25 protein-coding genes and 1 tRNA gene are annotated in these 26,449 nt (G+C 71.0%); 7 read left to right on the top strand and 19 right to left on the bottom strand.

The features are described from left to right. Positions 1–74: 74 nt before the first annotated feature. Entirely contained in the window at positions 75–2,588 is a 2,514-nt protein-coding gene (locus tag ACIBLC_RS15000) for an MFS transporter (protein WP_399211335.1), read from the bottom strand. Between the two features lie 29 nt (positions 2,589–2,617). Beyond that, entirely contained in the window at positions 2,618–3,118 is a 501-nt protein-coding gene (locus ACIBLC_RS15005) for a MarR family winged helix-turn-helix transcriptional regulator (RefSeq protein ID WP_399211336.1), read from the bottom strand. 237 nt (positions 3,119–3,355) lie between these two features. Here ACIBLC_RS15005 and ACIBLC_RS15010 point away from each other — a divergent pair, with 237 nt between their 5' ends. Further along, complete coding sequence (locus tag ACIBLC_RS15010) at positions 3,356–3,556, top strand: hypothetical protein (RefSeq protein ID WP_399211337.1); 201 nt, start codon at positions 3,356–3,358, stop codon at positions 3,554–3,556. A gap of 219 nt (positions 3,557–3,775) precedes the next feature. On the opposite strand, the gene ACIBLC_RS15015 is transcribed toward ACIBLC_RS15010, so the two are convergent. The 9 genes from ACIBLC_RS15015 to ACIBLC_RS15055 form a co-directional block, all read right to left on the bottom strand. Next, on the bottom strand, positions 3,776–4,555 hold the full coding sequence (locus ACIBLC_RS15015; RefSeq protein ID WP_399211338.1) for a hypothetical protein: 780 nt from the start codon (positions 4,553–4,555) through the stop codon (positions 3,776–3,778). Positions 4,556–4,627: 72 nt separating this feature from the next. Continuing rightward, a complete protein-coding gene (locus tag ACIBLC_RS15020; protein WP_399211339.1) occupies positions 4,628–5,539 on the bottom strand; it encodes an RNA polymerase sigma factor SigF in 912 nt (303 codons plus the stop codon). Positions 5,540–5,783: 244 nt separating this feature from the next. After that, positions 5,784–6,740 carry an RNA polymerase sigma factor SigF gene (locus ACIBLC_RS15025; RefSeq protein ID WP_399211340.1) on the bottom strand — a complete coding sequence of 319 codons (957 nt, stop codon included), beginning with the start codon at positions 6,738–6,740 and terminating at the stop codon, positions 5,784–5,786. 202 nt (positions 6,741–6,942) lie between these two features. Next, positions 6,943–7,236, bottom strand: coding sequence for a Dabb family protein (locus ACIBLC_RS15030; RefSeq protein ID WP_399211341.1), 294 nt, complete (start codon positions 7,234–7,236; stop codon positions 6,943–6,945). Between the two features lie 43 nt (positions 7,237–7,279). Then, a complete protein-coding gene (locus tag ACIBLC_RS15035; protein WP_399211342.1) occupies positions 7,280–7,459 on the bottom strand; it encodes a hypothetical protein in 180 nt (59 codons plus the stop codon). A 188-nt stretch (positions 7,460–7,647) separates the two neighbouring features. Continuing rightward, positions 7,648–7,732, bottom strand: a tRNA-Ser gene (locus tag ACIBLC_RS15040). A gap of 75 nt (positions 7,733–7,807) precedes the next feature. Continuing rightward, positions 7,808–8,239 (bottom strand): tRNA adenosine(34) deaminase TadA, encoded by a 432-nt coding sequence (gene tadA, locus ACIBLC_RS15045; protein WP_399211428.1) that lies wholly within the window; start codon positions 8,237–8,239, stop codon positions 7,808–7,810. A gap of 82 nt (positions 8,240–8,321) precedes the next feature. Then, the gene (locus tag ACIBLC_RS15050; protein ID WP_399211343.1) at positions 8,322–8,873 is read right to left on the bottom strand and encodes a hypothetical protein; all 552 of its coding nucleotides are present in this window, start codon (positions 8,871–8,873) and stop codon (positions 8,322–8,324) included. Positions 8,874–9,406: 533 nt separating this feature from the next. Further along, positions 9,407–9,589 carry a hypothetical protein gene (locus ACIBLC_RS15055; RefSeq protein ID WP_399211344.1) on the bottom strand — a complete coding sequence of 61 codons (183 nt, stop codon included), beginning with the start codon at positions 9,587–9,589 and terminating at the stop codon, positions 9,407–9,409. Positions 9,590–9,728: 139 nt separating this feature from the next. Between ACIBLC_RS15055 and upp the strand changes: the two genes are divergently transcribed. Next, on the top strand, positions 9,729–10,364 hold the full coding sequence (gene upp / locus ACIBLC_RS15060; protein ID WP_399211346.1) for a uracil phosphoribosyltransferase: 636 nt from the start codon (positions 9,729–9,731) through the stop codon (positions 10,362–10,364). A gap of 25 nt (positions 10,365–10,389) precedes the next feature. Here the strand turns inward: upp and ACIBLC_RS15065 are convergent, their stop codons facing one another. Together ACIBLC_RS15065 and ACIBLC_RS15070 are read right to left on the bottom strand one after the other, a co-directional pair. Further along, positions 10,390–11,031 carry a LytR C-terminal domain-containing protein gene (locus ACIBLC_RS15065; RefSeq protein ID WP_399211429.1) on the bottom strand — a complete coding sequence of 214 codons (642 nt, stop codon included), beginning with the start codon at positions 11,029–11,031 and terminating at the stop codon, positions 10,390–10,392. 114 nt (positions 11,032–11,145) lie between these two features. Beyond that, complete coding sequence (locus tag ACIBLC_RS15070; RefSeq protein ID WP_003955420.1) at positions 11,146–11,442, bottom strand: type II toxin-antitoxin system VapB family antitoxin; 297 nt, start codon at positions 11,440–11,442, stop codon at positions 11,146–11,148. Positions 11,443–11,547: 105 nt separating this feature from the next. Between ACIBLC_RS15070 and ACIBLC_RS15075 the strand changes: the two genes are divergently transcribed. Next, positions 11,548–13,236, top strand: a complete 1,689-nt coding sequence (locus ACIBLC_RS15075) for a helicase HerA-like domain-containing protein (protein WP_399211347.1) — start codon at positions 11,548–11,550, stop codon at positions 13,234–13,236. Positions 13,237–13,318: 82 nt separating this feature from the next. On the opposite strand, the gene ACIBLC_RS15080 is transcribed toward ACIBLC_RS15075, so the two are convergent. The 4 genes from ACIBLC_RS15080 to ACIBLC_RS15095 all read right to left on the bottom strand — a co-directional run bounded on the left by ACIBLC_RS15080 (position 13,319) and on the right by ACIBLC_RS15095 (position 15,474). Continuing rightward, a complete protein-coding gene (locus ACIBLC_RS15080; RefSeq protein ID WP_399211435.1) occupies positions 13,319–13,513 on the bottom strand; it encodes a hypothetical protein in 195 nt (64 codons plus the stop codon). A 51-nt stretch (positions 13,514–13,564) separates the two neighbouring features. After that, the gene (locus ACIBLC_RS15085) at positions 13,565–13,885 is read right to left on the bottom strand and encodes a hypothetical protein (RefSeq protein ID WP_399211348.1); all 321 of its coding nucleotides are present in this window, start codon (positions 13,883–13,885) and stop codon (positions 13,565–13,567) included. A 112-nt stretch (positions 13,886–13,997) separates the two neighbouring features. Then, entirely contained in the window at positions 13,998–14,594 is a 597-nt protein-coding gene (locus tag ACIBLC_RS15090; RefSeq protein ID WP_399211350.1) for an HdeD family acid-resistance protein, read from the bottom strand. Positions 14,595–14,880: 286 nt separating this feature from the next. Further along, the gene (locus ACIBLC_RS15095) at positions 14,881–15,474 is read right to left on the bottom strand and encodes an HhH-GPD-type base excision DNA repair protein (protein WP_399211351.1); all 594 of its coding nucleotides are present in this window, start codon (positions 15,472–15,474) and stop codon (positions 14,881–14,883) included. A 135-nt stretch (positions 15,475–15,609) separates the two neighbouring features. Between ACIBLC_RS15095 and ACIBLC_RS15100 the strand changes: the two genes are divergently transcribed. The 4 genes from ACIBLC_RS15100 (at position 15,610) to ACIBLC_RS15115 (ending at position 22,153) form a co-directional block, all read left to right on the top strand. Next, positions 15,610–17,691, top strand: a complete 2,082-nt coding sequence (locus tag ACIBLC_RS15100) for a penicillin acylase family protein (protein ID WP_399211353.1) — start codon at positions 15,610–15,612, stop codon at positions 17,689–17,691. Next, the gene (locus tag ACIBLC_RS15105) at positions 17,681–18,313 is read left to right on the top strand and encodes a GNAT family N-acetyltransferase (protein ID WP_399211354.1); all 633 of its coding nucleotides are present in this window, start codon (positions 17,681–17,683) and stop codon (positions 18,311–18,313) included. Before ACIBLC_RS15100 ends, ACIBLC_RS15105 begins: the two co-directional genes overlap by 11 nt. Before the next feature lie 61 nt (positions 18,314–18,374). Further along, a complete protein-coding gene (locus tag ACIBLC_RS15110; RefSeq protein WP_399211355.1) occupies positions 18,375–20,231 on the top strand; it encodes a copper resistance CopC/CopD family protein in 1,857 nt (618 codons plus the stop codon). Positions 20,232–20,431: 200 nt separating this feature from the next. Continuing rightward, positions 20,432–22,153, top strand: a complete 1,722-nt coding sequence (locus tag ACIBLC_RS15115) for a carboxylesterase/lipase family protein (protein ID WP_399211356.1) — start codon at positions 20,432–20,434, stop codon at positions 22,151–22,153. Here the strand turns inward: ACIBLC_RS15115 and ACIBLC_RS15120 are convergent. Together ACIBLC_RS15120 and ACIBLC_RS15125 are read right to left on the bottom strand one after the other, a co-directional pair. Next, positions 22,147–23,463 carry a glycosyltransferase family 4 protein gene (locus ACIBLC_RS15120; RefSeq protein ID WP_399211357.1) on the bottom strand — a complete coding sequence of 439 codons (1,317 nt, stop codon included), beginning with the start codon at positions 23,461–23,463 and terminating at the stop codon, positions 22,147–22,149. The genes ACIBLC_RS15115 and ACIBLC_RS15120 overlap by 7 nt on opposite strands. Positions 23,464–23,671: 208 nt before the next feature. Then, positions 23,672–26,113 (bottom strand): lamin tail domain-containing protein, encoded by a 2,442-nt coding sequence (locus ACIBLC_RS15125; RefSeq protein WP_399211358.1) that lies wholly within the window; start codon positions 26,111–26,113, stop codon positions 23,672–23,674. Between the last annotated feature and the right edge of the window lie 336 nt (positions 26,114–26,449).

Consider the following 26,449-nt stretch of genomic DNA (forward strand, 5'->3'; position numbering starts at 1 on the left):
GAGTCGGTCAAAAAAGACCGGCCCGTGGAGGCGCGCCTCCGCTCAGAGCGCGCGCCCCACGGGCCGGGGTCCGATTACTCGCCCGGGTGGGCGAGTTCGATGTCGTGCGCGTCGGCGCCGCGGCCCTGGACGGTGAGCGCGGTGGCCACCGGCGGGTAACCCGTCGCGATGACCGTGTACTCGCCGCTGTCCAGGTCGGTGAAGGCGTACGCGCCGTCCGTGCCGGTCCTGGCGGTGCCGACCACGTTTCCGGCCGCGTCGACCAGCGTGACCCGCGCGTCGCCGAGCGGGCCGCCCGGAGCCCGTACGACACCCTGGACCAGGGCGCCGGAGGCGAGCTCGACGTCGACCCGGGTGACACCCGCGCCGCCGACCTCGACGGGGAGCGCCACGGGCCGGTGCCCGGCGGCGTTGACCGCGACGGTCACGGAGCCCGGGATCAGCTCGGCGAAGGTGAACTCGCCCTGCTCACCGGTGGTTCCGGTGGCCAGCACGTCACCGCGCACGTCGGTCACGATGACCATGGCGTCCTTGACCGGGTTGCCGCCCTCGGAGGCCCGTACGACGCCGCTCAGGCCGCTCGTGCCGCTCAGCAGGATGTCGTAGGCGACCGGCTCGTCGTTCACGAGGACCGTCGAGGCCTGCGGCTGGAAACCGTCCGCCGAGGCGATCAGGACGTAACTGCCCACGCCGGGCGCGTCCACGGCGTAGGAACCGTCGGCCTGCGCGACCGAGCGGCCCAACTGCCGACCCGCGAGCGAGATCAGCGTGACCGCGGCCTGCGGCACGGGCGCGCTCTCGGCGCCGCGGACGTGACCGCGTACCGGAATCCCGCCGGGCACGGGGGGCACGGGAGTGCTTTCCCTCTCCGCCGTTGCCACGGCGGAGAGCCGTCGCGTGCTTTCGGGGTCCGCCGCCGGCCGGTCCAGGGCCGGGCTCAGGGCCTTCTCCCCGGCTGTCGGAGCCTGCGCCGCGGCCGCGCTGGCCTCCGCGGCCTGCGCGAGGCCGCCCGAGGTCCGCAGCGGGACCTCCTTGATGAACAGCGTCACGAGGAAGGCGAGCAGCGCCAGAGCCGCGGCGATCAGGAAGACGTCCGCGATGCCGTGGCCGTACGCGCTCTCCATGACGGTGCGCAGCGGCGCGGGCAGCTTGTCCATGTCCGGGATCGCGCTGTCGGAGCTCGAACCGGCCGCCGCGGCGGCGTACTTGGGGTCGAGGCCGGCCACGCCGTCCTTGACGTAGTCGGTGATCCGGGTGGACATCACCGCGCCCAGCGCGGAGACGCCGATCGCGCCACCGAGGGAACGGAAGAACGTCACCGTGGAGCTGGCCGCGCCGAGGTCGGCCGGGGCCACCTGGTTCTGCGTGGACAGCACCAGGTTCTGCATCATCATGCCGATGCCGAGGCCCATCAGCGCCATGAAGATCGCGATGTGCCAGTAGGTGGTGTCGTACCGGATGGTGCCCAGCAGACCGAGGCCCGCGGTGATCAGGACGCCACCGCCGACCAGCCAGTACTTCCACCGGCCGGTCTTGGTGATGATCTGCCCCGAGACCGTGGAGGAGAGGAACAGGCCGCCGATCATCGGGATGGTCATGACGCCGGACATCGTCGGCGACTTGTCCCTGGCCAGCTGGAAGTACTGGCTGAAGAAGACCGTGCCGGTGAACATCGCGACACCCACGAAGAGCGAGGCGATGGAGGACAGCGTGATCGTGCGGTTGCGGAACAGGCGCAGCGGGATGATCGGCTCGCTCGCCCGGGACTCCACGAGCACGAACAGCAGTCCGAGCACGATCGAGCCGCCGACCATCGCGTACGTCTGCCACGACACCCAGTCGTACTTGTCACCGGCGAAGGTGACCCAGACGAGGAGCAGCGAGACCGCGGCGGAGACGAAGAACGCGCCGCCCCAGTCGACCTTCACGTCCCGCTTCACGACGGGCAGGTGCAGGGTCTTCTGGAGCACGATCAGCGCGATGACCGCGAACGGCACACCGACGTAGAAGCACCAGCGCCAGCCCAGCCAGCTCGTGTCGGTGATGACACCGCCGAGCAGCGGGCCGCCGACGGTCGCGACCGCGAACGTCGCGCCGAGGTAGCCGGAGTAGCGTCCGCGCTCACGCGGGGAGATCATCGCGGCCATGACGATCTGGGCGAGGGCGGACAGACCGCCGACGCCGATGCCCTGGACGACACGGCAGGCGATGAGCATGCCGGGGTTCTGGGACAGACCGGCGGCGGCCGAGCCCAGCACGTAAATGACGAGCGCTATCTGTACGAGCGCCTTCTTGTTGTAGAGGTCGGCGAGCTTGCCCCACAGCGGTGTGGTCGCGGTCATCGCCAGCAGTGCGGCCGTGACGACCCAGGTGTAGGCGGACTGGCCGCCGCCCAGGTCGCCGATGATCTCGGGGAGGGCGTTGGTGACGATCGTCGACGAGAGGATCGCGACGAACATTCCGAGCAGCAGCCCGGAGAGCGCCTCCATGATCTGCCGGTGCGTCATCGGTGTGCCGTCGGCGGGCCCGGAGGATCCGCCTCCGTGCTTGGCGTGCGCCCGCACACCGGCTGGTGTGGTTGTAGCCATGGGCTTCCTTCTGTTGCGTACTCGCGTACTCATGCGGGTGTACGGGTGGTCGGTTCCGGCGCTTCCGCCTCCGGCGCCTGCGGAGGTCGCTGCGGGGCGGCACGGCAGTCGCCGAAGCTCTCGCGCAGCCGGCCCATCAGGTGGATGAGCAGCCCGACCTCGTGGTCGGACCAGTCGCTCAGCCGGTCGGCGAGAAGCCGCGAGGTGCGCCGGGAGAGCTCGTCGAGCTGTTCGTGTCCGTCGGGGGTGAGGCGCAGGATGCGCGAGCGCTTGTCGGCCGGGTCCGGGGACCGTTCGATCCAGCCCCGGTCCGCGACGTGCGCGACATGGCGGCTGGTCACCGACATGTCCACGGAGAGCAGCTCGGCGAGCCTGCTCATGCGCATCTCGCCGTACTGGCCGAGCAGCGTCAGCACGGCGGCCGAACCAGCGGGGCAGTCGGACGGCAGGATCCGCCCCATGCCTCTCTTCACCGCGCCGATGGCACTGAGCTGACGAGCCAGCTCCTCGTACTGCGCCTGCTCCGCCATCACCCCTCCTACTCATTCGTTGCTTTGGGCAACCATAATAATGTTGGTTGCTACAGGCAAACTAAATCGGGGGTGGAGCCCTAAAGCCTTGGCAAAGGCAAGCATTGGCGAATGTAAACCCACAGGTGGGGGCGGGTGGGGAGACAGTCCGTTCCGGCGAGTGCGCGGGTATCGGGATCCCGGGTACGGAACCCCCGCACTTGGGCAACCGTTCCGGGTTCGCTAGTGTCCTGGGCCATGGCAAACACCCAGGGCCCCGAGGGCACCCAAGACCCCGCGGGAAGCACCCAGATGTTCCGCGCGTTCGTCGACGAGGCCCCTCAGGGCCGGCAGCAGCAGGCGGTGGCCGCCCCGGCGGGTCCCCGCATCGGCCTGATCATCGGAGTCGTCATCGCCGTGGCGGTCGTGGCCGCGGTGGCCTGGCTCGCACTCAAGTAACGGCCGGTCCGGTCGCCGGCGCGGCGGGCGTTTCCGTCGCCGCGCCGCCGGGCGGTACCCGCGTCACGCGGGGTGCCTCCGGCTCACGCGGTAGGGGCCTCCGGCTCACGGGGCGGCGCATGACGGGGGGACCTGTCGGCTGCCGCTGGCCGACGGCTGCCTTGCCGGTCGCCGGTCGTCGGCCGCCTGGCTGTCGCGGCCGGCGCGGGCCATCGTCGGCTACCGCCAGTCGACGGACACGTCCCGCGTCTCCACGTGCATGCCCAGTGGGACCCGCCATGCCTCGACGCACACCGTCCAAGTCTTCGTCCGTGCCGCGCCCGCGGCGATCGGTACGGGCAGCTCCTCGGCGGACTCGATCGTCGCCCAGTCGACGCCGAGCGCCCCGATGATGTGCGTCCCGAAGGTCACCGCGCCCGAACGCACCGCCGTACCCCCGGTGTTGCGGAACGAGACAGTCACCCGCTCGCACCACCGCTGATCGGCGCTCGCGCGCTCCGGGGCGCCGGTGGTGAGGACGGCGGGCCCGGGTGCCGCGGGAGTCGCCGGAGTCGCTGGGGGCGTGCCGGTGCCCGTACCCGGGCTGGAACTTCCGCCCGTACGGCCGGAGTCGGCATCGCCGGTTCCGGAGGCCGGGCCTGTTCCTAGAGCTGCGCCTGTTCCGGGGGCCGCGCCGCCCGGTGACGCCGTACGTCCGCCGCCAGGAGTGTCCGTCCCCGAGCCGGGCGCACCGCTGCCGCCGCCCGAGGTCCCCGCGCCCGAAGTCCCGCCCCCTGCCGCCCTCTTGACGTCCTCGGAAGCCGGGGCCTCCTCCAGGGGGATCAGCTCCACGTCCCCCGTGGGCGCCACCGCCGGTCCGGACGCGGGATGTTGTACGGCGACGTAACCGCCCCCGCCGCTCCCGGCACCGCAGGCGGCGAGCGCGCTCCCGAGGCACACCACAGCCGCCGAGGCACCCACAAGGGCACCTCGGCGACCACCTATCGACTGTCGACGCATCGCGTCAGTGTGGCTGACGCATCGTCAAATATGAACCCGCGGGACGCCGGTGAGGACCCTCGGTGAGGACATTCAGTCGGAGATGAGGCCTTCGCGCAGCTGTGAGAGCGTCCGGGTCAGCAGCCGGGAGACGTGCATCTGCGAGATGCCGACCTCCTCGCCGATCTGCGACTGGGTCATGTTCGCGAAGAAGCGGAGCATGATGATCCGGCGCTCGCGGGGCGGGAGTTTGGCGAGCAGCGGCTTGAGGGACTCGCGGTACTCGACGCCCTCCAGAGCGGTGTCCTCGTAGCCGAGGCGGTCCGCGAGGGAGCCCTCGCCGCCGTCGTCCTCGGGGGCCGGCGAGTCGAGGGACGACGCGGTGTACGCGTTGCCGACCGCGAGGCCGTCGACGACGTCCTCCTCGGACACCCCGAGCGCGACGGCGAGTTCGGCGACGGTGGGCGAGCGGTCGAGCCGCTGCGAGAGCTCGTCGCTGGTCTTGGTGAGCGCGAGCCGCAGCTCCTGGAGGCGGCGCGGGACGCGCACCGACCAGGACGTGTCGCGGAAGAACCGCTTGATCTCACCGACGACGGTCGGCATCGCGAACGTCGGGAACTCCACGCCGCGTTCGCAGTCGAAGCGGTCGATCGCCTTGATCAGGCCGATCGTGCCGACCTGGACGATGTCCTCCATCGGCTCGTTCCGGGAGCGGAAGCGTGCCGCCGCGTACCGGACGAGCGGGAGGTTGAGCTCGATGAGGGTGTCCCGGACGTAGGCATGCTCGGGGCTGTTCTCGCCGAGTGCGGCGAGCCGCAGGAACAGGGAGCGGGACAGGGTGCGGGTGTCGATGGCCCCTGAGGTCGCGGGTGCCGGGACGGCCTGGGCGGCCGGCGCGGCATCGGGGGCTGGAAGGGCTGGAACATCGACATGGTGAAGCGCGTCGGGCGCGGGTTCGCTCTTCGTGAGCGTGAGCACCTTCGAGCTGCCCTGTTCTGCGGACATGCCACCCCCTTTGGGTCGCGGACGGTCGCGGCGGACGCTCCCGTCGGAGGAACGCAGCCTCCACCTGAATACCGGCGGCGGGGCTGCGGCAAACGCGCTTCCCGCAGAATGTCACATGTCGGCAACACGCTGTAGTGACATGTCGACAAGTGGAGGGTGAATAGGCCCTGGATAGAGGGGGTCTGACGGTTTTTCAGTGCCGAACGGCCAGGAAAGACGTCGGTGGGCGATTCGCTCCTACCGGTTACGCCTCGATCCTGTTTGCGGATCGAAGACGCGCGAAACTACGGGCGAGCAGCCTTGACACATGCATCTGGGAAACTCCCAGTTCGGCGCTGATCTGTGACTGCGTCAGATTGCTGTAGTAGCGCAGCAGAAGGATCCGCTGTTCGCGCTCGGGCAGTTGTACGAGGAGATGGCGGACGAGGTCGCGGTGTTCGACCCCGTCCAGCGCCGGGTCCTCGTAGCCGAGCCGGTCGAGCAGTCCGGGCAGTCCGTCGCCCTCCTGGGCGGCCTCGAGGGAGGTGGCGTGGTACGAGCGCCCGGCCTCGATGCAGGACAGCACGTCCTCCTCGGTGATCCGCAGCCGCTCGGCGATCTCGGCGGTGGTGGGCGAGCGTCCGAAGGCTGTGGTGAGGTCCTCCGTCGCGCTGTTCACCTGCACCCACAGCTCGTGCAGCCGGCGCGGTACGTGGACGGTGCGGACGTTGTCGCGGAAGTACCGCTTGATCTCCCCGACGACGGTCGGCATCGCGAAGGTCGGGAACTGCACGCCGCGGTCCGGGTCGAACCGGTCGATCGCGTTGATCAGGCCGATCGTGCCGACCTGGACGACGTCCTCCATCGGCTCGTTGCGGCTGCGGAAGCGGGCGGCGGCGTACCGGACGAGCGGGAGGTTGGCCTCGATGAGCGCGCCGCGCACGCGGTTGTGCTCCGGAGTGCCCGGCTGGAGCCCTTTGAGCTGGCCGAAGAGCACCTGGGTGAGAGCCCTGGTGTCAGCTCCGCGGCGCCGCTCCGGGGCGACTTCCTGGGGCGGGTCCTGGATGACCACGACGTCCTGCGGCGGCGCCTGGGGCGGCGGCTGCGGTGACGCCTGGGGCGGTGCTTGCGGCGACGCCTGAGGCAGTGCTTGCAGGGGGGCTTGCGGGGGTGTCTGCAGTGGTGCTTGCGGCGGTGCTTGAGGCGCAGTACTGGCCGGCACGGTCAACTCCACCTCTATGATCCGTCAGATCCATCAACTCATCCGTCAAAAGCGGTCATAGCATCACAAGACATGTGCACTGTGTGCAAGCACCCCATAACGTCGTGTTGAACCAGATTTAGGGAGAGTTGGGGCATAGGACGCAAAAGAGCCCCTGCCGGTTCCGGCGAGGGGCTCCCGAACGCGCGGCTCGGAACAGGGGTCAGAACGGATAGTCGGCGATCACCCAGGTCGCGAACTCCCGCCACAGCGCGACGCCCGCCTGGTGCGCCGGGTGCTCCAAGTACCGCTTCAGGGAGTCGAGGTCGTCGACGGCGGAGTTGATCGCGAAGTCGTACGCGATGGGCCGGTCGGTGATGTTCCAGTCGCACTCCCAGAAGCGCAGCTCCGGAATCAGCTCGCCGAGAGCGCGGAACGCCGCGACGCCCTCGACGACGCGCGGGTCGTCGCGCTCGACACCCTCGTTGAGCTTGAAGAGGACCAGATGGCGGATCACGGGTACTCCCTGGTGGTGCGGTTCTTTTCGCTGTCGCGTCGGCTCAGTCCTTGGCCCCGTCGGCGATCCACGTCATGAAGTCGCCGACGCTCTGAGCGGCGTTCGATATGCCCTCGAACCCTATCTGGACGTAGTCGGCCGCCTTCGCCGGATCCGTGATGATCACGTACAGCACGAAGACCACGAGCACATAGACGGCGATCTTCTTCGAATTCACCGCCATCGCGGCCTCCCCTGTGACTGCTGCGCCCGCTGGGCCCCTGTTGACGGCCGCGAGTGTAACCTTCGCCACCCCCTCGGTGACCAACGGCCCGCTGGTAGAAGCCCGTTGCGGGACTCCCGCCGCCGTCCGCGCTCGCCCCGCGCCGTTACGCACGAAGGGCCCCGTCTCTCGACGGGGCCCTTCTCAAGCGGTAGCGGAGGGATTTGAACCCTCGGTGACTTGCGCCACACTCGCTTTCGAGGCGAGCTCCTTCGGCCGCTCGGACACGCTACCGAGACAGACCTTACCCCAAGGTGGGGCGTGCTTCGAAATCGGTTTACCGGCCCCTGGGAGCGGTCGGGCCCGGGGTCAGCGGTGCCGGAAGAAGTCGGTGAGCAGGTGCGCGGACTCGTCGGCGAGGACGCCCTCGATCACCTCGGGGCGGTGGTTGAGCCGGCGGTCGCGCACGAGGTCCCAGAGGGAGCCGGCCGCGCCCGCCTTCTCGTCGCGGGCGCCGTAGACGACCCGTTCGACCCGGGACTGCACCAGGGCGCCCGCGCACATGACGCAGGGCTCCAGGGTCACGACGAGCGTGCAGCCGGACAGCCGCCACTCGCCGAGCTTGGCGGCAGCCCTGCGGAGCGCGAGAACCTCGGCGTGCGCCGTCGGATCGCCGGTCGCCTCGCGCTCGTTGTGCCCGGCCGCGAGCACCGTCGTGCCGTCCGTGGACAGCACGACGGCGCCGACGGGGACATCCCCGCCCTGGACGGCCAGCTCGGCCTCGTCCAGGGCGAGCCGCATCGCGGCCCGCCAGCGGTCGCGTACCGGATCGGGTTGTGGGGTCTCCTTGGCGGTGCTCACCAGGGGAACCTAGCCGAGGAACCTAGCGGACGGTCTCCAGGACCTCCGCCGCTCCCAGCGCGTCGGCGATCGTGCTGAGCGCGTCGCCTTCGTCCAGGGCGAGCAGTTCCTTCTCGCTGACACCGAGGTCGGCGAGGATGCCGCGGTCCCCGACGGGGCTGTGCGACACGGCGTCGCCGGAAACGACGGTCTCCTCGTCCTCCTCGTCGGAGTCGTCCGCGTCGTCGGGTTCACCGTCCTCCGTGCCGTCCAGGTCCAGGGAGTCGAGGTCGACGACATCGTCGTCGCCGGGCTCCCTTCCGAGCAGTTCGTCGGTGAGCAGGATCTCGCCGTACGAGCTGCGGGCAGCGGCGGCGGCGTCCGAGACGTAGATACGAGGGTCCTCCTCGCCATCCAGGCGGAGAACGCCGAACCACGCGTCCTCCTGCTCGATGAGGACGAGTACCGTGTCCGCCTCCTCCGAGGCTTCACGGGCCAGATCCGTCAGATCCGACAGGGTCTCCACATCGTCCAGCTCTGTGTCGCTCGCTTCCCACCCGTCTTCGGTGCGCGCGAGCAGTGCGGCGAAGTACACCGTGACTCTCCCACTGTCATAGGCGTGCCGGTTGGCGGTCCCCCCGGCGGAGGCTGTGGGCGGGGCGCGTTTCTCCGAGTCCCACCCACTCGGAATCGTGGCAGAAACAGAGCCTTCAGGGGACGTCTTCGGCCTGCTGTGTCTGCCTCTTTTGATCGCTAACAGCGGATCGTACGCGGCCGTCGGCGCCACATCCGCACCTCCCCGCCCGCACGGCGTGGGCGGCGCGCAGGCGGGTTACCGGCGGATGTCGCGCACCCGCACGGCGTGGCAGCCGGCGAATGTCGCGCAAGCACATGGTGCGGCTCACGGCGAAGACCGCGCAAGAACCCCGCGCGTCCCGCGGCGGCTCCGAGCGCGTACCGGGCCGCCCAGCTCCGGCTTCCGAGCGTGTGCCGGCCGCCCAGCTCCGGCCTCCGAGCGTGTGCCGGGATGCCCGGGGGCGGCCTCCGAGCGCTTGGCGGGTGGCCGGAGCCGGTCTTCCGGGCGCGCGTGGCGGGTGGTCGGCGGTGGCTTCAGAGCGCGCGTGGCGGCTACCAGCGGAACGTGCGCATGCGCATCGCGTGCCGCAGCCGGGCGGTCTTGGCCCGGCGGGGCTGGACGCGGTCGCGCAGTTCGCGCGCCTCGGCCAGGTCGCGGAGGAACTGGGCGCGGCGCCGGCGGCGCTCGGCGTCCGTCTCCGGCCGTTCGGGGAACTCCTCGTCCCGGTCTCGCACAGGCTCACCACCCCAGGTCCGTCCCTCCCACTTTCCCCCCGCCGGGCGGTTTGATGCCAGCGGACGGGTGAGGGGCGGCGCCGGACCGTACCGGGACAGGGCACTGGTGGGCGGCCGGAGCCCGGCTACTGTTGTGGACATGCGTCTCCACGTCGTCGACCACCCCCTGGTCGCCCATAAGCTCACCACTCTGCGCGACCGTCGCACCGACTCCGCGACCTTCCGGCGGCTCGCCGACGAGCTGGTCACCCTGCTCGCCTACGAGGCCACCCGGGACGTGCGTACGGAGCAGGTCGACATCGTGACCCCGGTCTCCCCGACCACCGGCGTCAAGCTGTCCTACCCGCGCCCCCTCGTCGTGCCGATCCTGCGTGCGGGCCTCGGCATGCTCGAGGGCATGGTCCGGCTGCTGCCGACCGCCGAGGTCGGCTTCCTGGGCATGGTGCGCGACGAGGAGACGCTCCAGGCGTCCACGTACGCGACCCGCATGCCGGACGACCTCTCCGGGCGCCAGGTGTACGTCCTGGACCCGATGCTGGCCACCGGCGGCACCCTCGTCGCGGCGATCCGCGAGCTGATCAAGCGCGGCGCCGACGATGTCACCGCGGTGGTGCTCCTCGCCGCCCCCGAGGGCGTCGAGCTCATGGAGCGAGAGCTGGCGGGCACACCGGTGACGGTCGTGACCGCGTCGGTCGACGAGCGGCTCAACGAGCACGGCTACATCGTGCCGGGCCTCGGGGACGCGGGGGACCGGATGTACGGGGCTGCCGAGTAGGCACCCCCGCGCGTACGTACGGGCTTCAGCAGCCGTTCTTCGTGGCGGAGGGCGTCGGACGGGGCTGGGCCAGAACGGCCAGCGCCTTGTCGGCGTCCTCCTTCACCGTCAGGTTCCTGAAGCCGGTGCCGAGGATCAGGTCGACCTGGTCGGCCTTCGCGCGGCCGTCGGTCTTGAGCTGCGCGCCGGAGAGCTGGGTGTTGAGCACCGGCAGCGCGGCCTGGGCCGCCCCCTTCGCGCCGAGCAGTATCCCCGCGCCGTCGACCTTCTTGTCGTAGGCCTTCGGCGCGTTGCCCACGTCGCCGATCCGGAAGCCGCGCTTCTTCAGCTCGTCCGCGGTCTCCTTGGCGAGCCCGCTGCGGGGCGTCGCGTTGAAGACGTTGACGGTGATCTGGCCCGGCCTGGGCGGCGTCCCGGCGGAGGCGGAGGCCGTGGAGGCGCCGGAGGCGGTGGCCGAAGGGCTTGCCTTGGACGCGCAGCCCGACTTCGTTCCGGCCGCCACGGCCTTGTCGCCGCCGGTGAAGACGTCGATGAGCTGGAGGGTTCCCCACCCGATCAGCCCGAGCGCGGTGACGGAGGCGACGATGAGGAACGCGAGCCTGCGGCGCCCGCGGGGTCGGCGCATCCGCGGGTAATTGTCCCCCGTGATCCGGTACTGGCCACCCATGCCAGGGGGAGTGAGCATGCTCATGGGCGCAGCGTAGTGCTCCGCGGCGACGATAACTACTAGATGATCATTGTCCCGCGCTCAGTCCAACCCAAAAGGGTCAACAGGGGTCGGTCAGCCCAGTTCGAGGACGCGCGCGTGCAGTACCTGGCGCTGCTGGAGCGCCGCGCGGACGGCGCGGTGCAGGCCGTCCTCCAGGTAGAGATCGCCCTGCCACTTCACGACGTGCGCGAAGAGGTCGCCGTAGAACGTGGAGTCCTCGGCGAGCAGCGTTTCCAGGTCGAGCTGGCCCTTGGTCGTCACCAGCTGATCGAGGCGGACCGGGCGCGGCGCGACATCCGCCCACTGCCGGGTGCTTTCCCGGCCGTGGTCGGGGTACGGCCGGCCGTTTCCGATGCGCTTGAAGATCACACGGAAAGCCTACCGGTCAAGACCTTCCGGGCGCAGCCATGGCGACGGAGTGCGACGCTGGAAAAGACGCCGTAAATCAGGGCAAACCGGAAACAGGGGCCTCATATGAGTGACAGCGAGACGGTACCTCCGGCCACTGCCGGGACCACGCCCTCGGCGACCGCTCCCGCGACGGACGGAAGCGCTTCCGCGTCGATCGGTGGCGTTCCGGGGGCGAACAATGGCGCTTCCGGGGCGATTGGTGACGCCGCGGCCCTGCCCGAGGGAGTCCTTGAGATCGCCGCCGGGTACGCGTTCTCGGGACCCGCGCTCGATCTCGGCGCCCTGCTCTGGGACGCGCGGTGCGTGCCGGACGTACAGATCCGCATCCCGCTTCCGATGCTGAACCGGCACGGGCTGGTCGCCGGCGCCACCGGCACCGGCAAGACCAAGACCCTCCAGCTCGTCGCCGAACAGCTCTCGGCGCAGGGCGTGCCCGTGTTCCTCGCCGACATCAAGGGCGACGTCTCCGGGATCTCGGCCCCCGGCGTCCCCAACGAAAAGGTCCGGCAGCGCGCCGCCGAGGTACGCCAGGAGTGGACGCCGACCGGCTGTCCCGCCGAGTTCTACGCACTCGGCGGCATGGGCCACGGCATCCCCGTACGGGCGACCATCACGAGCTTCGGCCCCGTGCTGCTCTCCAAGGTGCTCCAGCTCAACCAGACCCAGGAGCAGTCGCTCGGCCTGATCTTCCACTACGCCGACCAGAAGGGCCTGGAGCTGGTCGATCTCAAGGACCTGCGCGCGGTCGCCACCTTCCTGACCTCGGACGAGGGCAAGGCCGAGCTGAAGGGGATCGGCGGCCTCTCGACCGCGACGGCGGGCGTGATCCTGCGCTCCCTCACCGCGTTCGAGGCGCAGGGCATGAGCCCCTTCTTCGGGGAGCCGGAGTTCGACACGGCCGACCTGCTGCGGACGGTGGCGGACGGGCGGGGTGTCGTGTCCGTCCTGGAACTCCCCGGGGTCCAGGACAAACCGCAGCTCTTCTCCACCTTCCTGATGTGGCTGCTCGCCGACCTCTTCCACGACCTCCCCGAGGTCGGCGACGCCGACAAGCCGAAGCTCGTCTTCTTCTTCGACGAGGCCCATCTCCTCTTCAACGACGCGTCGAAGGCCTTCCTGGACTCCATCACCCAGACCGTCCGGCTGATTCGCTCGAAAGGAGTCGGCGTCTTCTTCGTGACGCAGACCCCGAAGGACGTGCCCGCGGACGTCCTCGGGCAGCTCGGCAACCGCGTCCAGCACGCTCTGCGTGCCTTCACGCCCGACGACCAGAAGGCGCTGAAGGCCACGGTGAAGACCTTCCCCAACTCGCCGTACGACCTGGAGGAGGTCCTCACCGGCCTCGGCACCGGCGAGGCCGTGATCACCGTGCTCAGCGAGAAGGGCGCGCCGACGCCGGTCGCGGTGACGCGGCTGCGGGCGCCGCGGTCCCTGATGGGGCCGGTCGACGCGGAGGCCCTCGACGCGGCGGTGCGGGGGTCGACGTCGTACGGGCGCTACGCGCAGGCGGTGGACCGGGAGTCCGCGTACGAGAAGCTCGCCGCGGCGCGGGCACCCCGCGCGGGTGGTCCTGCGCCCGAAGCCACGGCGGCCCCGGCGAAAGGGCGGGCCAGGGCGCCCAAGGAGGACGCCTCCGTCGTCGAGCAGGTCGTCGGGAGCGGCATGTTCAAGTCCCTCGCGCGGTCGGTGGGGACGCAGATCGGGCGGGAGATCACGCGGTCGCTCTTCGGGACGGCACGGCGCAAGCGGTAGGGGCTGGTCCGGGGTGCCGGTGGCCGTCCCTCGGGTGAGGGACGGCCACCTTTCTGGTGTGGCTGGGCGGTGTGGGGTGTGGCTAGGCGCCCGCGGGGTTCCTCCGGGGGGACCTGTGCGGCTGGTCGTCCAGGACGGGGCGGGAGTCCGGGGTCGGTGGGCTCGGCTGCGGGCTCGCTTGCGGGTTCGGCGTCGGGGTGCGGGGCGGCTTCGGGGCGTTGCGTACGGCGTCTGCGCGCAGGAGTGCGCGCAGGACCGCGTACGGGTCCTTGGGCATGGCTGTGTCCTTGCGGTCGCTGGTGAGTGACGGGTCCGGAGGCCGGGTCTGTCAGCAGCGCAGGACCACGCAGCGCAGTGCGTGCAGGGTGGGGGAGTGCGACGGGGGCGCGGGTACGGGGCGGGGGTGCGGGCCGGGAGCCGGGTGGTCCGCACCGGTGCGGGGGGCTGGGCGCAGGGGGGTGACCGGGCGGTGTCCCCGGCCGGCCGGGGGGCGCAGGGCCGTGTCCGGTACGTCGGGTTCGGCGGCGGCAGGGGCCGGGGCGCTGGGGGCGGGGGATTCCGTGCTTGTGCCCGTCGCGGTGGGCGTCGAGGGGTGCGGGGGCGTCGCGAGCAACGCGACGACCAGCAGGACGAGCACCCTCAGCCTCATGAGACGTCATGTCCCCATCGGGAGCCGGTGGTTCATCGGCGGGCGGGGAGATCCGCTCTCTTGGCGTACCGGGCGGGCGCGGAGTTGACCTGTGAGGCCGGGCCCGCGGGTGTCAGACGGTGCTGGGAACATGGTGGGCGCGGCCGCGGATCCGGAACGCCGTGATGATCTCGGTGACGCCGACCGCGAGGAGCCAGCAGCCGCCCACCAGGGTGAGGACGCCGACCGACTCGAACGGCGAGACGATCAGCACGATGCCGGCGAGGAAGCTGACGATTCCCAGGAAGATCTGCCAGCCGCGGGCCGGTACGCCCGGGTCGGAGGCGGCGGCCAGGGTCTGCGTGATCCCGCGGAACAGCCAGCCGATGCCGATCCACAGGGCGAGCAGCAGGATCGACTGCATCGCGCCGCGGAAGCAGAACAGGCCCAGCAGGATGGAGAGGGCGCCGCTGATGAAGGCCATCACGCGGAGGGAGGTCGCCGCGTGGGTGCCGAAGGCGGCGACCAGTTGCAGGATGCCGCTGACCAGCAGGTAGAGGCCGAAGAGGATGCCTGCGGCGAAGAGTGAGGCGCCCGGCCAGACCAGGACCATGACGCCCAGCGCCAGGGTTGCCACGCCTGCGGCCAGGACTGCCTGCCAGGCGGCGCGGGTGAGGAGGTGCAGGGGGCCTTCTAGGGGCGTGGGGGGCGCGTCTCTTTCCTCGGTCATGTCTCATGCTGGGGGCGGCTCGGAGGGGGTCGCCACCGGGATGGACCGAGTGGTGTACGGGCTCGCTGGCGCGGCGTGGGAGGGCGCCTGGCCGTGGGCGGCCGCTCGGCCGGTGGGGGGTCGGGGGCGTGCCGGTACGTCCCGCCCGTCGCCGCCGGATCAGACGTCGGGCAGGAGGGGGCGGGTCCGGTGACGCGAACGTACGCGACGGGCATCTGGACGTACCGGCACGCCCCCTTCCGTGGGTGGGTGGCTGCGGGTCGTGCCGGGCCGAGGGCCTTCGGCGTTACTTGCCGGTCGTCTTTGCCGCTTTTGCGGCTGCCTTCAGTTCCTGTTTGTGGGCTCTTACTTTTGCCAGGGAGGCGGGGTCGGTGATGTCGGCTACCGAGCGGAAGGATTTCGGGGCGCCGTAGGGGCCCGCGGCGTCTCGCCAGCCCTTGGGGTGTACGCCGAGTTGTTTGCCCAGGAGGGCCAGGAAGATCTGGGCTTTCTGGGGGCCGAAGCCGGGGAGTTCCTTGAGGCGGGCCAGGAGTTCGTCGCCGGTGGTGGCGTCTTTCCAGATGGCGGTGGGGTCGGCGTCGTAGTGCTCCACGAGGTACTGGCAGAGCTGCTGGACGCGCTTGGCCATCGAGCCGGGGTAGCGGTGGACGGCCGGCTTCGTGGAGAGGAGGGCGGCGAAGGCCTCCGGGTCGTACGTGGCGATCTCCTGCGCGTCGAGGTCGTCCCTGCCCATGCGCTGGGCGATCGTGTACGGGCCGGCGAACGCCCACTCCATCGGAACCTGCTGGTCCAGGAGCATGCCGACGAGGGCGGCGAGCGGACTGCGTCCGAGGAGTTCGTCGGCTTCGGGCTGCTGGGCCAGGTGAAGGGTGACGTCCATGGATCGATGATGGCGGGTGTGGTCCTGAGACGCTCGCCGGTATCCAGAGGTACGGGTTCTGGTGTTCCTTCGCTCGCGTACGATCTCTCCTAGAAAAGTTAGGTTAGCCTAACCTGAGGAGAGTGGGGCTGGACCGTGACCGTCGAGATCTACCGTGATGCCTGGGGAATCCCTCATCTGCGAGCCGGCAGCGCGCTTGAGCTCGCCCGTGCCCAGGGCCGGGTGACCGCCGTGGACCGGGCCTGGCAGCTGGAGGTGGAACGGCACCGTTTCCAGGGCACCTCCGCCGCGTTCCTCGGCGCCGAGGCCGTCGGCTGGGACCGGTTCGCGCGCCAGGCCCGGCTCGACGACACCGCCAGACGCTGTTTCGCCGCTCTGGAGCGACGGGACCCCGAGACCGCCGCCTGGGTTCTCTCGTATGTCGAAGGCGTCAACGAGGGGCTTGCCGAGGGTGGCCGGCGGGCCGTGGAGTTCGCGGAGAGCGGGCTCGCTCCCGGGCGCTGGGATCCGTGGACCCCGCTCGGCGTCTGGCTCGGCACGCACATCCTTTTCGCCGGGTTCCCCGCCAAGCTGTGGCGCGAGGAGGTCGTGCGGCGGCTCGGCGCGGAGGCCGTGGGGCTCTTCGCCACCGACGGGCCCGGTACCTCCGGCAGCAACGGATGGCTGGTGAGCGGCGCGCGCACGGTCACCGGACACGCGCTCATCGCCGGTGACCCCCACCGCTTCATCGAGGACCCCGGCGTCTACCAGCAGATCCATCTCTCCTGCCCCGAGTTCGACGTCATCGGCCTCGGCGTCCCGGGCGTCCCGGGCATCGCCCACTTCGCCCACACGGGTCACGTCGCCTGGGCGATCACCAACGCGATGGCCGACTACCAGGACCTCTTCCGGGAGCGGCTGCGGCGGACCGGTTCCTCGTCGGGGGAGGTGGAGGCCCTCGACCCGGACGGGGAGTGGCGGCCCGTGACGCGGCACGTGGAGAGCGTGGAGGTCGCCGGGAGCGAGCCCGTCGAGGTCGAGGTGATCGAGACGGGGCGGGGGCCTGTCATCATCGGGGGAACCGGCGCGCCGGAGTCCATCAGCCTGCGTTATCCGCCCCGCGTCTCCGAGGACCTCGGCTTCAGCGCGCTGCTCCCCCTCCTTCGCGCCCGCCGGGTCGCCGACGTGGACCGCGCCTTCGACCTCTGGGCCGAGCCCGTGAACGTCGTACAGGCCGCCGACACCGAGGGCGGCCTGCTGCACCGGGTCGCCGGACGGGTCCCGGTGCGCGGTACGGACAACCGCACGCGGGTCGTCAACGCCTGGGAGCCGGGACGGGAGTGGCGGGGATGGCACGACCGGATGCCTCACGACCACAGTCACCGTGACGACGGGGTCGCCGTCATGGCCAACCAGCGGGGGCCGGCCACTCCGTTCGGGGTCGAGTTCGCCGCGCCGCATCGTGCGGATCGGATCGCGGAACTCCTCGGGGGGCGGGCGAAATGGGCCGTCGGTGACATGGCGGCCGTTCACACAGATACTCATCTGGCTTCCGCCGCTGCCCTGTTGGACCAGGTCGACGCTCTGCGGGAGGGGCTGAGTCCGCGTGCCGTCGAGCTGCGGGACCAACTCCTCGGCTGGGATCGGCACATGGACGCCGACAGCCATGGTGCGGCGGCGTTCGCGGCGGTTCGTGGCGCGGTCGTGCGCGGGCTCGCGGCGCAGCCCGCGCTGGCGGTGCTCGCCGAGCCGCCCGCCCACCCGGAGGTCTTCCTTCCCTGGCTCGCCCTCGTCCCCCGCATCGGGTTCGCTCTCGAAAACCTGCTGCGGGCCGAGGAGTTGTACGGCATCGACCGTGCCGCGATCGTCCGTACGGCGCTCGAGGAAGTGGCCGCCGACTGGACCCCGCGCGCCTGGGGCGAGACCCACCGGCTCGTGCCCTGGCGCGCGCTGGGCCGCACGTCGTACGACGAACCGGGGCTGTCCGGCGACCACGACTGCGTGCTGTGCACCTCGGCGGTCCCCGGGATCACCGACCTGAGCGCGCGGGGGCCGGCCGCCCGGTACGTGTGGGATCTCGCCGACCGGGAGCGGAGCCTGTGGATCGTGCCTCTCGGTGCCGACGGGGTCGCGGGAGCCGTCCACCACCGTGACCAACTCCCCCTGTGGCTCAAGGGAGATCTCGCCCCCGTGACCACCGACTGGAACGCACTGACCAGGGAGAACCATGCGGACTGAGCCGTACGCCGTGGACCGCGACGCCGTCCACGAGCAGCTTCTCGACGGCTTCGGGACCGTCCGTATCCTGCCCGTCGACCCGCACGCCGACCTGGACGTCATCCACGGCTGGGTGAGCGGGGAACGGGCCCGGTTCTGGGGCATGAACGGGCTCAGCAGGCAACAGGTGCTGGAGACGTACCTCCACCTGGACTCGCTCGACACCCACCACGCGTTCCTCGCGGTCAAGGACGGCGAACCGGCGGCGCTCTTCCAGTCGTACGAGCCCGGGGCCGACCGCGTCAGCGAGTGCTACGACGTCCGGGACGGTGACATCGGGGTCCATCTGCTGATCGCGCCCGCGGGAGCCGGCGGTGGGCGGCCGGGGTGGTCCTCCGCGCTGCTGACCGCGTTCACCACGTACCTGCTGATCGGGCTGGACCGGCGGCGGGTCGTGGTCGAGCCCGACGCGCGGAACACGAAGGCCATCGACCGGCTGATCAGGCAGGGGTTCGTCCCGGAGTCGCTGATCGTGCTGCCCGAGATCGACCTGCCCGAGGTGTATCTGCCGGAGAAGCCCGCCCAACTCGCCTTCCTGACACGGGAGAGGGCTTTCGCGGGGGGTTTCCCGCCGCGAAGATGAGCAGGACGCCGCTTTCGTCCGTACGTATCCGAGACCGGGGGAACGCGGGCGCGACCAGGACATGCGGATACGGAGACGGTACGTGAGCGGACGGCGAACGCGGCGGCACATCGTCCGGGGACTGGCGCTGCTGGGCACGGTGCTGGTCCTGGTGCTCTTCGGCGGTGTGGGCGGCGCGTCCGCGCACGCCGCGCTGAAGGGCACCGATCCGCAGGACGGCAGCGTGGTGAAGAAGGCGCCCACGCAGATCACGCTGACCTTCACCGAGTCCGTCGGCCTCCTCGACGACTCCTTCCGCGTGATCACCCCGGACAACCGCCGCGTCCACACCGGCAAGCCGGGGCACGCGGGCGACCGCGCCAACACCGCCCTGGTGAGCCTGCCCGACGACATGGGCACCGGCACCTTCACCGTGGCCTGGCGGGTCGTCTCGGCGGACAGTCACCCGGTCTCCGGCGCCTTCACCTTCTCCATCGGCAAGCCCTCCGCGACCGCCGCCGTCCTGCCCGCCGCCTCCGCCCAGGACACCCTCGCGAGCAACCTCTACGACATCACCCGCTACGTCGCCTACGGCGGGCTCGCCGTGCTCATCGGAGCCGCCGTCTTCGTCCTGGCCTGCGGGTTCCAGGGCAGTGTGCGCCGCCTGCTGCTGGGCGGCTGGTGGACCCTGTTCGTCTCCACCCTGCTCCTGCTGCTCCTGCGCGGCCCCTACGAGCGGGGCAGCGGCCTCGCCGCCGCCTTCGATCCCGCCGTGCTGCGCGAGACGCTGACCAGCAGGCCCGGGCTGGCGCTGGTAGGCAGGCTGGTGCTGCTGGGCGCCGTCGTCTTCTATCCCGTACGGGCGGGAGAGCGGGGGCCGGGACGGGTCAGGTGGGCGACCGGCGGAGCACTCGCCCTCGGTCTCGCGGTCACCTGGGCCGCCGCCGAGCACGCGTCCGCCGGCATCCAGGTCCCGGTGGCGATGGTCTCCTCCGTACTGCACCTGCTCGCCATGGCCGTCTGGCTCGGCGGCCTGACCGCCCTGCTCACCGCGCTGTACCGCCCCGACGAACCGGTCCCGGCAGCCGTCGTCACCCGCTTCTCCCGGCTCGCCCTCAGCTCGGTCGCCGTCCTCGCCGCCACCGGCGTCTACCAGTCCTGGCGCGGCCTCGGCACCTGGGACGCGCTGACCTCGACGTCGTACGGCCGCATCCTCGTCGTCAAGCTGTGCGCGGTGCTGCTTCTGCTGGCGGGGGCCTGGTTCTCGCGGCGCTGGACCGGGCGGCTGGCGGTTCCGGAGCAGATGGCCGCGCCGGTGCTGGTGAAGGAGCGGGTGGCCGCGTCGGTGGTGGTCGGGGCTCCGGGCGCCTCCGAGGGCGTACGGGACGGCGAAGGCTCCGACGACGCGGGAGCCGACGGGACCGGTGAGGCGGCGGCCCCGCCCGATTCCGGTGTGTACCGGCGGGCGCTGCGCCGTTCCGTCTTCGCCGAGGTCACCGTCGCGATCGTCGTCCTGGTGGTCACCACCGTGCTGACCGGTACCCAGCCGGGACGGGCGGCCACCGAGACCGCGGCCGCCGTGTCGGCCGCCGAGCAGCCCATGGGGTCGACGACGCTGATCCCGTTCGACGTCGGCACCCCCGGCGGGCACGGCAAGGTGCAGATCGAGCTGGCGCCGGGCCGGGTGGGCGAGAACTCCATCCAGGCCGTGGTCTACGGCCCCGACGGCGGGCTCGCCACCGTCCCCGAGCTTCGCCTCACCTTCACCCTTCCGAAGCAGGACGTCGGCCCGATCGACGCCCAGCTCGCGGACAAGGGCGGCTACTGGGCCACCGACGGCCTCACCCTCCCGCTGGCCGGCACCTGGACGATGAAGGCCACGGTGCGGACCTCGGACATCGACCAGGTCACGGTGGAGAAGTCGGTGGAGATCGGCTGACACCCGCCGCTCCCCGCGGCGGCGGCCTCGAACACTGTCAAGCCGTACGGCGGGTGACGGTGTGCAAGCTAAGTTCCCCGCTTGGAAGCTGTGAGTCACCACCGGGGTTCTTGCCGCTCCCCGGGGCCGGGCACAGCATGGGGCGACTCCTCACGGAATGGTTCATCCCCCTTCTGTCACCCCCTCGACCGGGAGACCCTGTGACCTCGCGAGACGTTCCTTCCGCATGCCCCGGAAACGTTCCCTCCGCCCGCCCCGAAGCGCTCGGGCGGCGCGGATTCCTCGGCCGTACCGCCGGCGCCGCGGTCGGCACCGCGCTGTTCGCCAGCCTGGAGACGGTCCCGGCCTCGGCCGCGTCCCGGGCCCCGGTGAGAACGGAATCCGGTCTGGTGACCGGTGTCCCGGCCGCCCTCGACGGCATCACCGTCTACAAGGGCATCCCCTACGCGGCCTCCACCGCCGGGAGGAACCGCTGGCGCGCGCCGCGGCCCGCACCCTCCTGGAAGGGCGTGCGCAGGGCGGACACCTGGGGTGCGGCCTGCCCGCAGCCCGTCACCGGCATAGCCGCCGACAAGGTGCCGCCGCTGAGCGAGGACTGCCTGAACCTCAACATCTGGACGGGGGCGGCCCGTTCGCGTGAGCGGCGGCCTGTCCTCGTGTGGATCTACGGCGGACGCAACAGCGCCATGTGGGCCTCGCAGCCGGTGTACGACGGTGCCAACCTGGCGGACAAGGGCGTGGTCGTCGTCACCTTCAACCACCGTGTCGGCGCCTTCGGGAACCTCGCCCACCCCGGCCTGAGCGCCGAGTCCGGGCACGGCGGCTCCGGCAACTGGGGCGTCCTGGACACGGTCGCGGCGCTCAAGTGGGTCCGGCGCAACATCGCCGCGTTCGGCGGGGACCCGGACCGGGTGACCATCGCCGGCTGGTCGCACGGCTCGTCGTTCGTCAACATCTCGATGATCTCCCGGCTCGCCCGGGGCCTGTACCACCGGGCCCTGCTGGCCGCCGGGGTGCAGTACACCAAGGACCCGGCGCTCGGCCATGTGGCGGGCGGTTACCGGACGTTGGCCGCCGCCGAGGCCAACGGCACCGCGTTCGCCGCCTACATGGGCGCCTCCTCGACCGCCGGGCTACGGGCGCTGTCCGCCGCCGAGATCGTGTCCAAGGTCTACGCGGACGACGCCCCGGCCGCCGGGACCGACTTCGGCAACGTCCTCGACGGCTACGTCCTGCCGACCTCGTACACCGAGGCCATGGAGTCGGGGGCCGAGGCCGACGTGCCGGTCCTCACCGGCAACAACAAGGACGAGAACGGTGCCTCGCCGGACCTGGAGATGACGGTGGACCGGTTCCGGGCGTACGCCGCGTCCGAATTCGCCGACCGGGCACCGGAGTTCCTCGCCCTCTACCCGGCCGTCACCGACCAGGAGGCGGCCCGGCAGTACAACAACTACGCGCGCGACGAGGAACGCGTCTCCACCTTCCTGTGGGGCACCCAGTTCAAGGAGACCGCGGGGAACAGGAGCCCGGTCTACAACTACTGGTGGACGCACGTTCCGCCGGGCTCGGACACCACCAACCCGGTCGAGCCCGCGGACGGCGCGGGCGCGTACCACGGCGCGGAGAAGTACTACCTCTTCGGCAACCTCTACGGAACCGACCGCCCCTGGACGGCGGCGGACCACGCCATCGCCGACACGACCTCCTCGTACGTGGCGAACTTCGCGGCCACCGGCAACCCCAACGCCGGCTCCGGACACTCCGGCCGCCACCCGCTGCCCACCTGGCCCGCCCTTCGTACGTCGAAGCCGCTGTCGATGGAGCTCGGGGACGGCTTCGCGCCGCTCCCGGCGGCCGACAGCGACGCCAAGTACGCCTTTCTGAAGGCCTACTTGGAGTCGCGGACCACGGCCTACTGACTCCTGGCGGAACGCCCGAGGAGGGCGCGCAGCCGTCGCCGCAGGGCGCCCGGAACGCGGCGCGCCCTGGCGGCGGTCGCGCCCGCGAGGTCCCGGACGGTGTGTGCGGCCGCACGCGGGAAGACGGCGGCGGGCTGCCGAGGGGCGGCGACGGTGCCGGCGCGGGTGTCCAGGAGCTCCTGGAAGAGGGCCGCGCACTGTCCGGCGATCGGCTCGGGGTCGTACCGCGCGCCCTTGAGCAGTCCCTCCCGGCCCATGCGCCGGCGTCGTGGCTCGTCGTCGATCAGCTCCAGGAGCGCCGCGGCCAGCGCGTCGACGTCGCCGGGCGGAACCAGCAGGCCGTCCACCCCGTGGCTGATGATCTCGCCGGGGCCGTGCGGGCAGTCGGTGCTCACCACCGGCAGGCCCACCCGCATGGCCTCGACGAGTGCCATGCCGAAGGACTCCATCCGTGAGGACATCGCCAGGATCGACGACTGGGCCATCACGGGTTCGACGGGGGTGACGTTGCCCAGGAAGGTGACCCGGTCGGACAGCCCCAACGCCTTGACCAGCGCCTTCAGTTCGCGGTCCTGAGGGCCGACGCCGCAGATCTGCAGGCTCCAGTCGGGGCGCCGGGCGGCCACCTGGGCGAAGGCGCCGATCAGGTCCGGGTACCGCTTCACCGGGGCGGTCCGGCCGACCGCGACGATCTGCGGGGCGGCGCAGTCGGAGGGGGCGATGCCGGGATCGGGGACGCTGTTGGGCAGCGCGGATATCCGTACGCCCGGCAGCCACATCCGGCGGCGGTACGCCTCGGCGTCGGCGCGGGTGGTGGTGGTGACCGCGTCGAGCCGGCGGTACACGCGGCGCAGAGTGAGGTTGAGCCGGTGCGTGTGCGCTTCGAGCGACAGGTGTTCCTGGCCGACCCTGACGACGTGGGCCGGGGCCTGCCGGGCGATCTGCACGTTGAGTCCGGGGCGGGTGCCGACGAGGACGTCGGTGTCCAACTCGGCCAGGAACTCGGCGATACGACGGTCCGTCAGGGCGCTGTACTCGTGGTACCGGTGTTCGCCGCGCGGGAAGTCGGCGGAGGGGACCGCGAAATCGGGGTGCTCGCCCTCGTAGCCGGGGCTCTTCCTGTCGGAGTCGACGAGATGGCGCAGGCGCACGCGTTTGTCGTAGGAGAAGCGGGGGGATTCGAGATGCCGGAAGACCGACACCACCTCGACCTCGTGCCCCAGCTCGGCCAGCGCGCCCGAGAGGTTGCACGTGGTGCGGATGGTTCCGCCGACGCCGTAGCCGTTGTGGATCAGAAACGTGACGCGCATGCGTGCCAATCCCCCGTTGGTTCCCGGCGGGCACCCTGTGAGCTCCCCGCCCACCTCAAAGGGTGGAAGCTTAGCGCGGCCTGTGAAACGGCTCTCGCCGTGCCGGTTCCCGACTGGCGGGACGGCACGGCGAGAGCTTGGTGCGCACTCGTACGGAAAGGGCTACCGCTCTCGTACCGAAAGGGCACCGCACTCGTACGGAAAAGGACTACCGATTCCCGCACTTGCTGATGTCGATGCGGACGATCTGCGGGTCGTGGTCGCTCGCCTGGTCGGCGAACTCGGCGTTGATGTGGACGACGTCGTAGTCGAAGTCGCTGACCGCACGGCTGGTCAGGATGTGGTCCAGGGTCTGCGAGTTGCCGTCGTACACGTAGGTGTAGCGCTGCGATTTGGGGAGCGTCGTGATCAGCGGGGTGAGCACCCGGCCGGCGGTGAGCGTGGTCACCGTCTGCGAGAACTCGTAGTCGTTCAGGTCGCCGAGCACGACCACCTTGGCGCTCCTGTCCGCGGCGAGCACGCTCTTGACGAAGGTGTTGACCTCGGCGGCCTGGGCGTTCCGCTGCGTCTCCGAGCTGCGGGTGGGCAGTTGGTCACTGCCGTGCAGCGGCTCGTCGCCGCCCTTGGAGACGAAGTGGTTGGCGATCACGAAGACCTGCTCGCCCTGGAAGGTGAACTCGCCCACCAGCGGCTTGCGGCTCGCGTCCCACGCGTCGCTCGCGGGGTTGATACGGCCCGGCGAGTAGGTGAGCTGCGCGCCCTTGCGGGTCTTCACCACACCGGTCGCGGTGGTGGCGTCGCCGCCGGGGCGGTCGGTGAAGGAGACCCGCTTGGCGTTGAAGAGGAAGACCTGCCGGATGTTGCCGCCCGGCTCGCCGCCGTCCTTGTTGTTCTCCGGCACGACATAGCGCCACGAGTAGCGGGGGCCGCCGGCCGCGACGATCGCGTCGGTGAACCGGGTCAGCGTCGCCTCACTGGTGACGGTGCCGTCGTTGGTGGCTCCGTTGTCGTCCTGGATCTCCTCCAGGGCCACGATGTCCGGGGAGTTGAGGCTGACCGCGACGCCGCCGGCCAGCCGGTCGAACTTCTCCTGCTCGTCGAGCGCGTCCAGGTTCTCCACGTTGTACGTGGCGATCGCCAGCTCCTTGCTCTTCTGCTTGCGCGTGGTCTCGGGCTTGAGACCCTTCGCGGTGAGCGTGCCGAGCTGGGTGGCCTGGAGGTTGTAGCCGCCGTACGTGGAGTAGTCGAGCGGGCCCGCCGTGGTGCCGGTGAGCACGTCACCGACGTTCGCCACCGGGAAGGTGGCGGTGTCGTCGATGGACATCACCTTGATACGGCCGGTGTTGGGCTGGTCGTACGAGGAGTACAGCGTGCCGCCGCGCGCGGTCGGGTTCTCGCCGGGCTTGACCGTCACCCACACCTCGTCGTACGCGGTCGTCGCACCGACCACCCGGGTGTCGGTGGCCGCGACGCGCACGCCTTCCAGGGACTCGTAGAAGTCCAGTGCGTACGCGGCCGGTTCGAGGGCCAGGGAGTCGATGCTGCCGCCCGCGGCGGTGGGCGTGTAGGCGCTCGGAACGCTGGTGGCGTTCAGGACGACGGCCTCGGGCAGCGCGTTGCCGCTGGAGAGCACCTTGGTGGTGGGGGTGCTGATCTCGGTGAGCGACTGGCTGGTGCTGCTCGGGTAGTACTCGGTGACTTTGCCGGTGGTCAGGACGCTGTCGCCGACCTTCACGGCCGGAGCCGCGGAACCGGTGTAGACGAAGACGCCCTCGCTGGTGCGGGCGTCGGCGTCGGGCTGCGCGTCCTGGATCCAGTAGCCCTTCGAGCCCGTGGTGCGCACGCCGGTGACGATGCCCGGGACGCGGGTGACGGTCTGCCCGGCGTACGGGGAGAGCCGGGTGGTCCCCTGGATGTCGTGGACGCGGACGGTGCCCGGTTCGGTCGAGCCGTCGTCACCGCCGCCGCCGCCGTCACCCGAACCGGCTGTCTCACCGGCCGAGTTGAACGGCGTGGGCGCGCCCGCGGTGAGGTCGGCGGCGTTGTCGTCGGTGTCCGCCAGGGACGCGGCGCGGGCCACGGCCGCGGTGTTGGAGGCGCCGGCCGCCGGGCCGCTTCCCTCCCGTACGACGGCCGTGCCGTAGCCCACCAGGTCGACGATCCGGCTGTCGGCCGCGCAGTCCGCGGCGGTCTTGCAGGCGAGCGCGGTGGTGCCTGAGACCAGGGCGATCGTGCCGGTGGTCGCGCTCATGGCGATCGTGCCGGTCGCGTCCGCGGTGGGCAGCGCCGTCGTCCCGCCGGTGCCCGCCGACTCGGCCACCAGGAAGCGTCCGCCGGGCGCGACCGAGCCGCTGAGCGCCGTTACTCCCCACTGGGAGGACGCCGACGGCGAACCGGGCAGGTACTGCACGCTGAAGCCCGACAGGTCGTACGCCGCCGAGCCGGCGTTGCCGAGCTCGACGAAGTCGCGGGTGAGCGTCGCACCCGAGTTGCCCCCGCCGCCGTACACCTCGGTGATCAACGCGCTCGCCGAGGGCGCCGCGGTGGCGGCGGGCACCGCGGTCAGGACGAACGCCCCGGCCACGCCCGTCGAGAGGAGCGGGTAGGCGAGATGGCGCCAACGGGGCCTGCTGTGTGGAGTTCTGGACACGCCGACTGTCTCCTTGGGTACGTCACGAACGTCAACGCGCCACCGGCGGGCGGCACATGGAGTGGCTGCTGTGGGGAGTCGGCTCAAGTTACGCGCGTAGACCGAGGGTGCCAAGGCGTCGTACGTTAAATCTCGGGAACGAGCGGGTGTCCGTCCCGGGCGAGCCATCCCCCCCCGCAAGCCTTGAGGAGCCGTCGCTCGCCATGAGCGACCACGATCCGGGGATGATGCCTCCCGCATGCCCCTGAGACGTATCCGGATCTGTCCGCCACGCCACCGGTTCACCACCGGACGCGGCCTCTACGCTGGACCAGAAAATCGAACACATGATTGAAT

The sequence above is a fragment of the Streptomyces sp. NPDC050535 genome (assembly GCF_044457665.1).
Classification (GTDB): domain Bacteria; phylum Actinomycetota; class Actinomycetes; order Streptomycetales; family Streptomycetaceae; genus Streptomyces.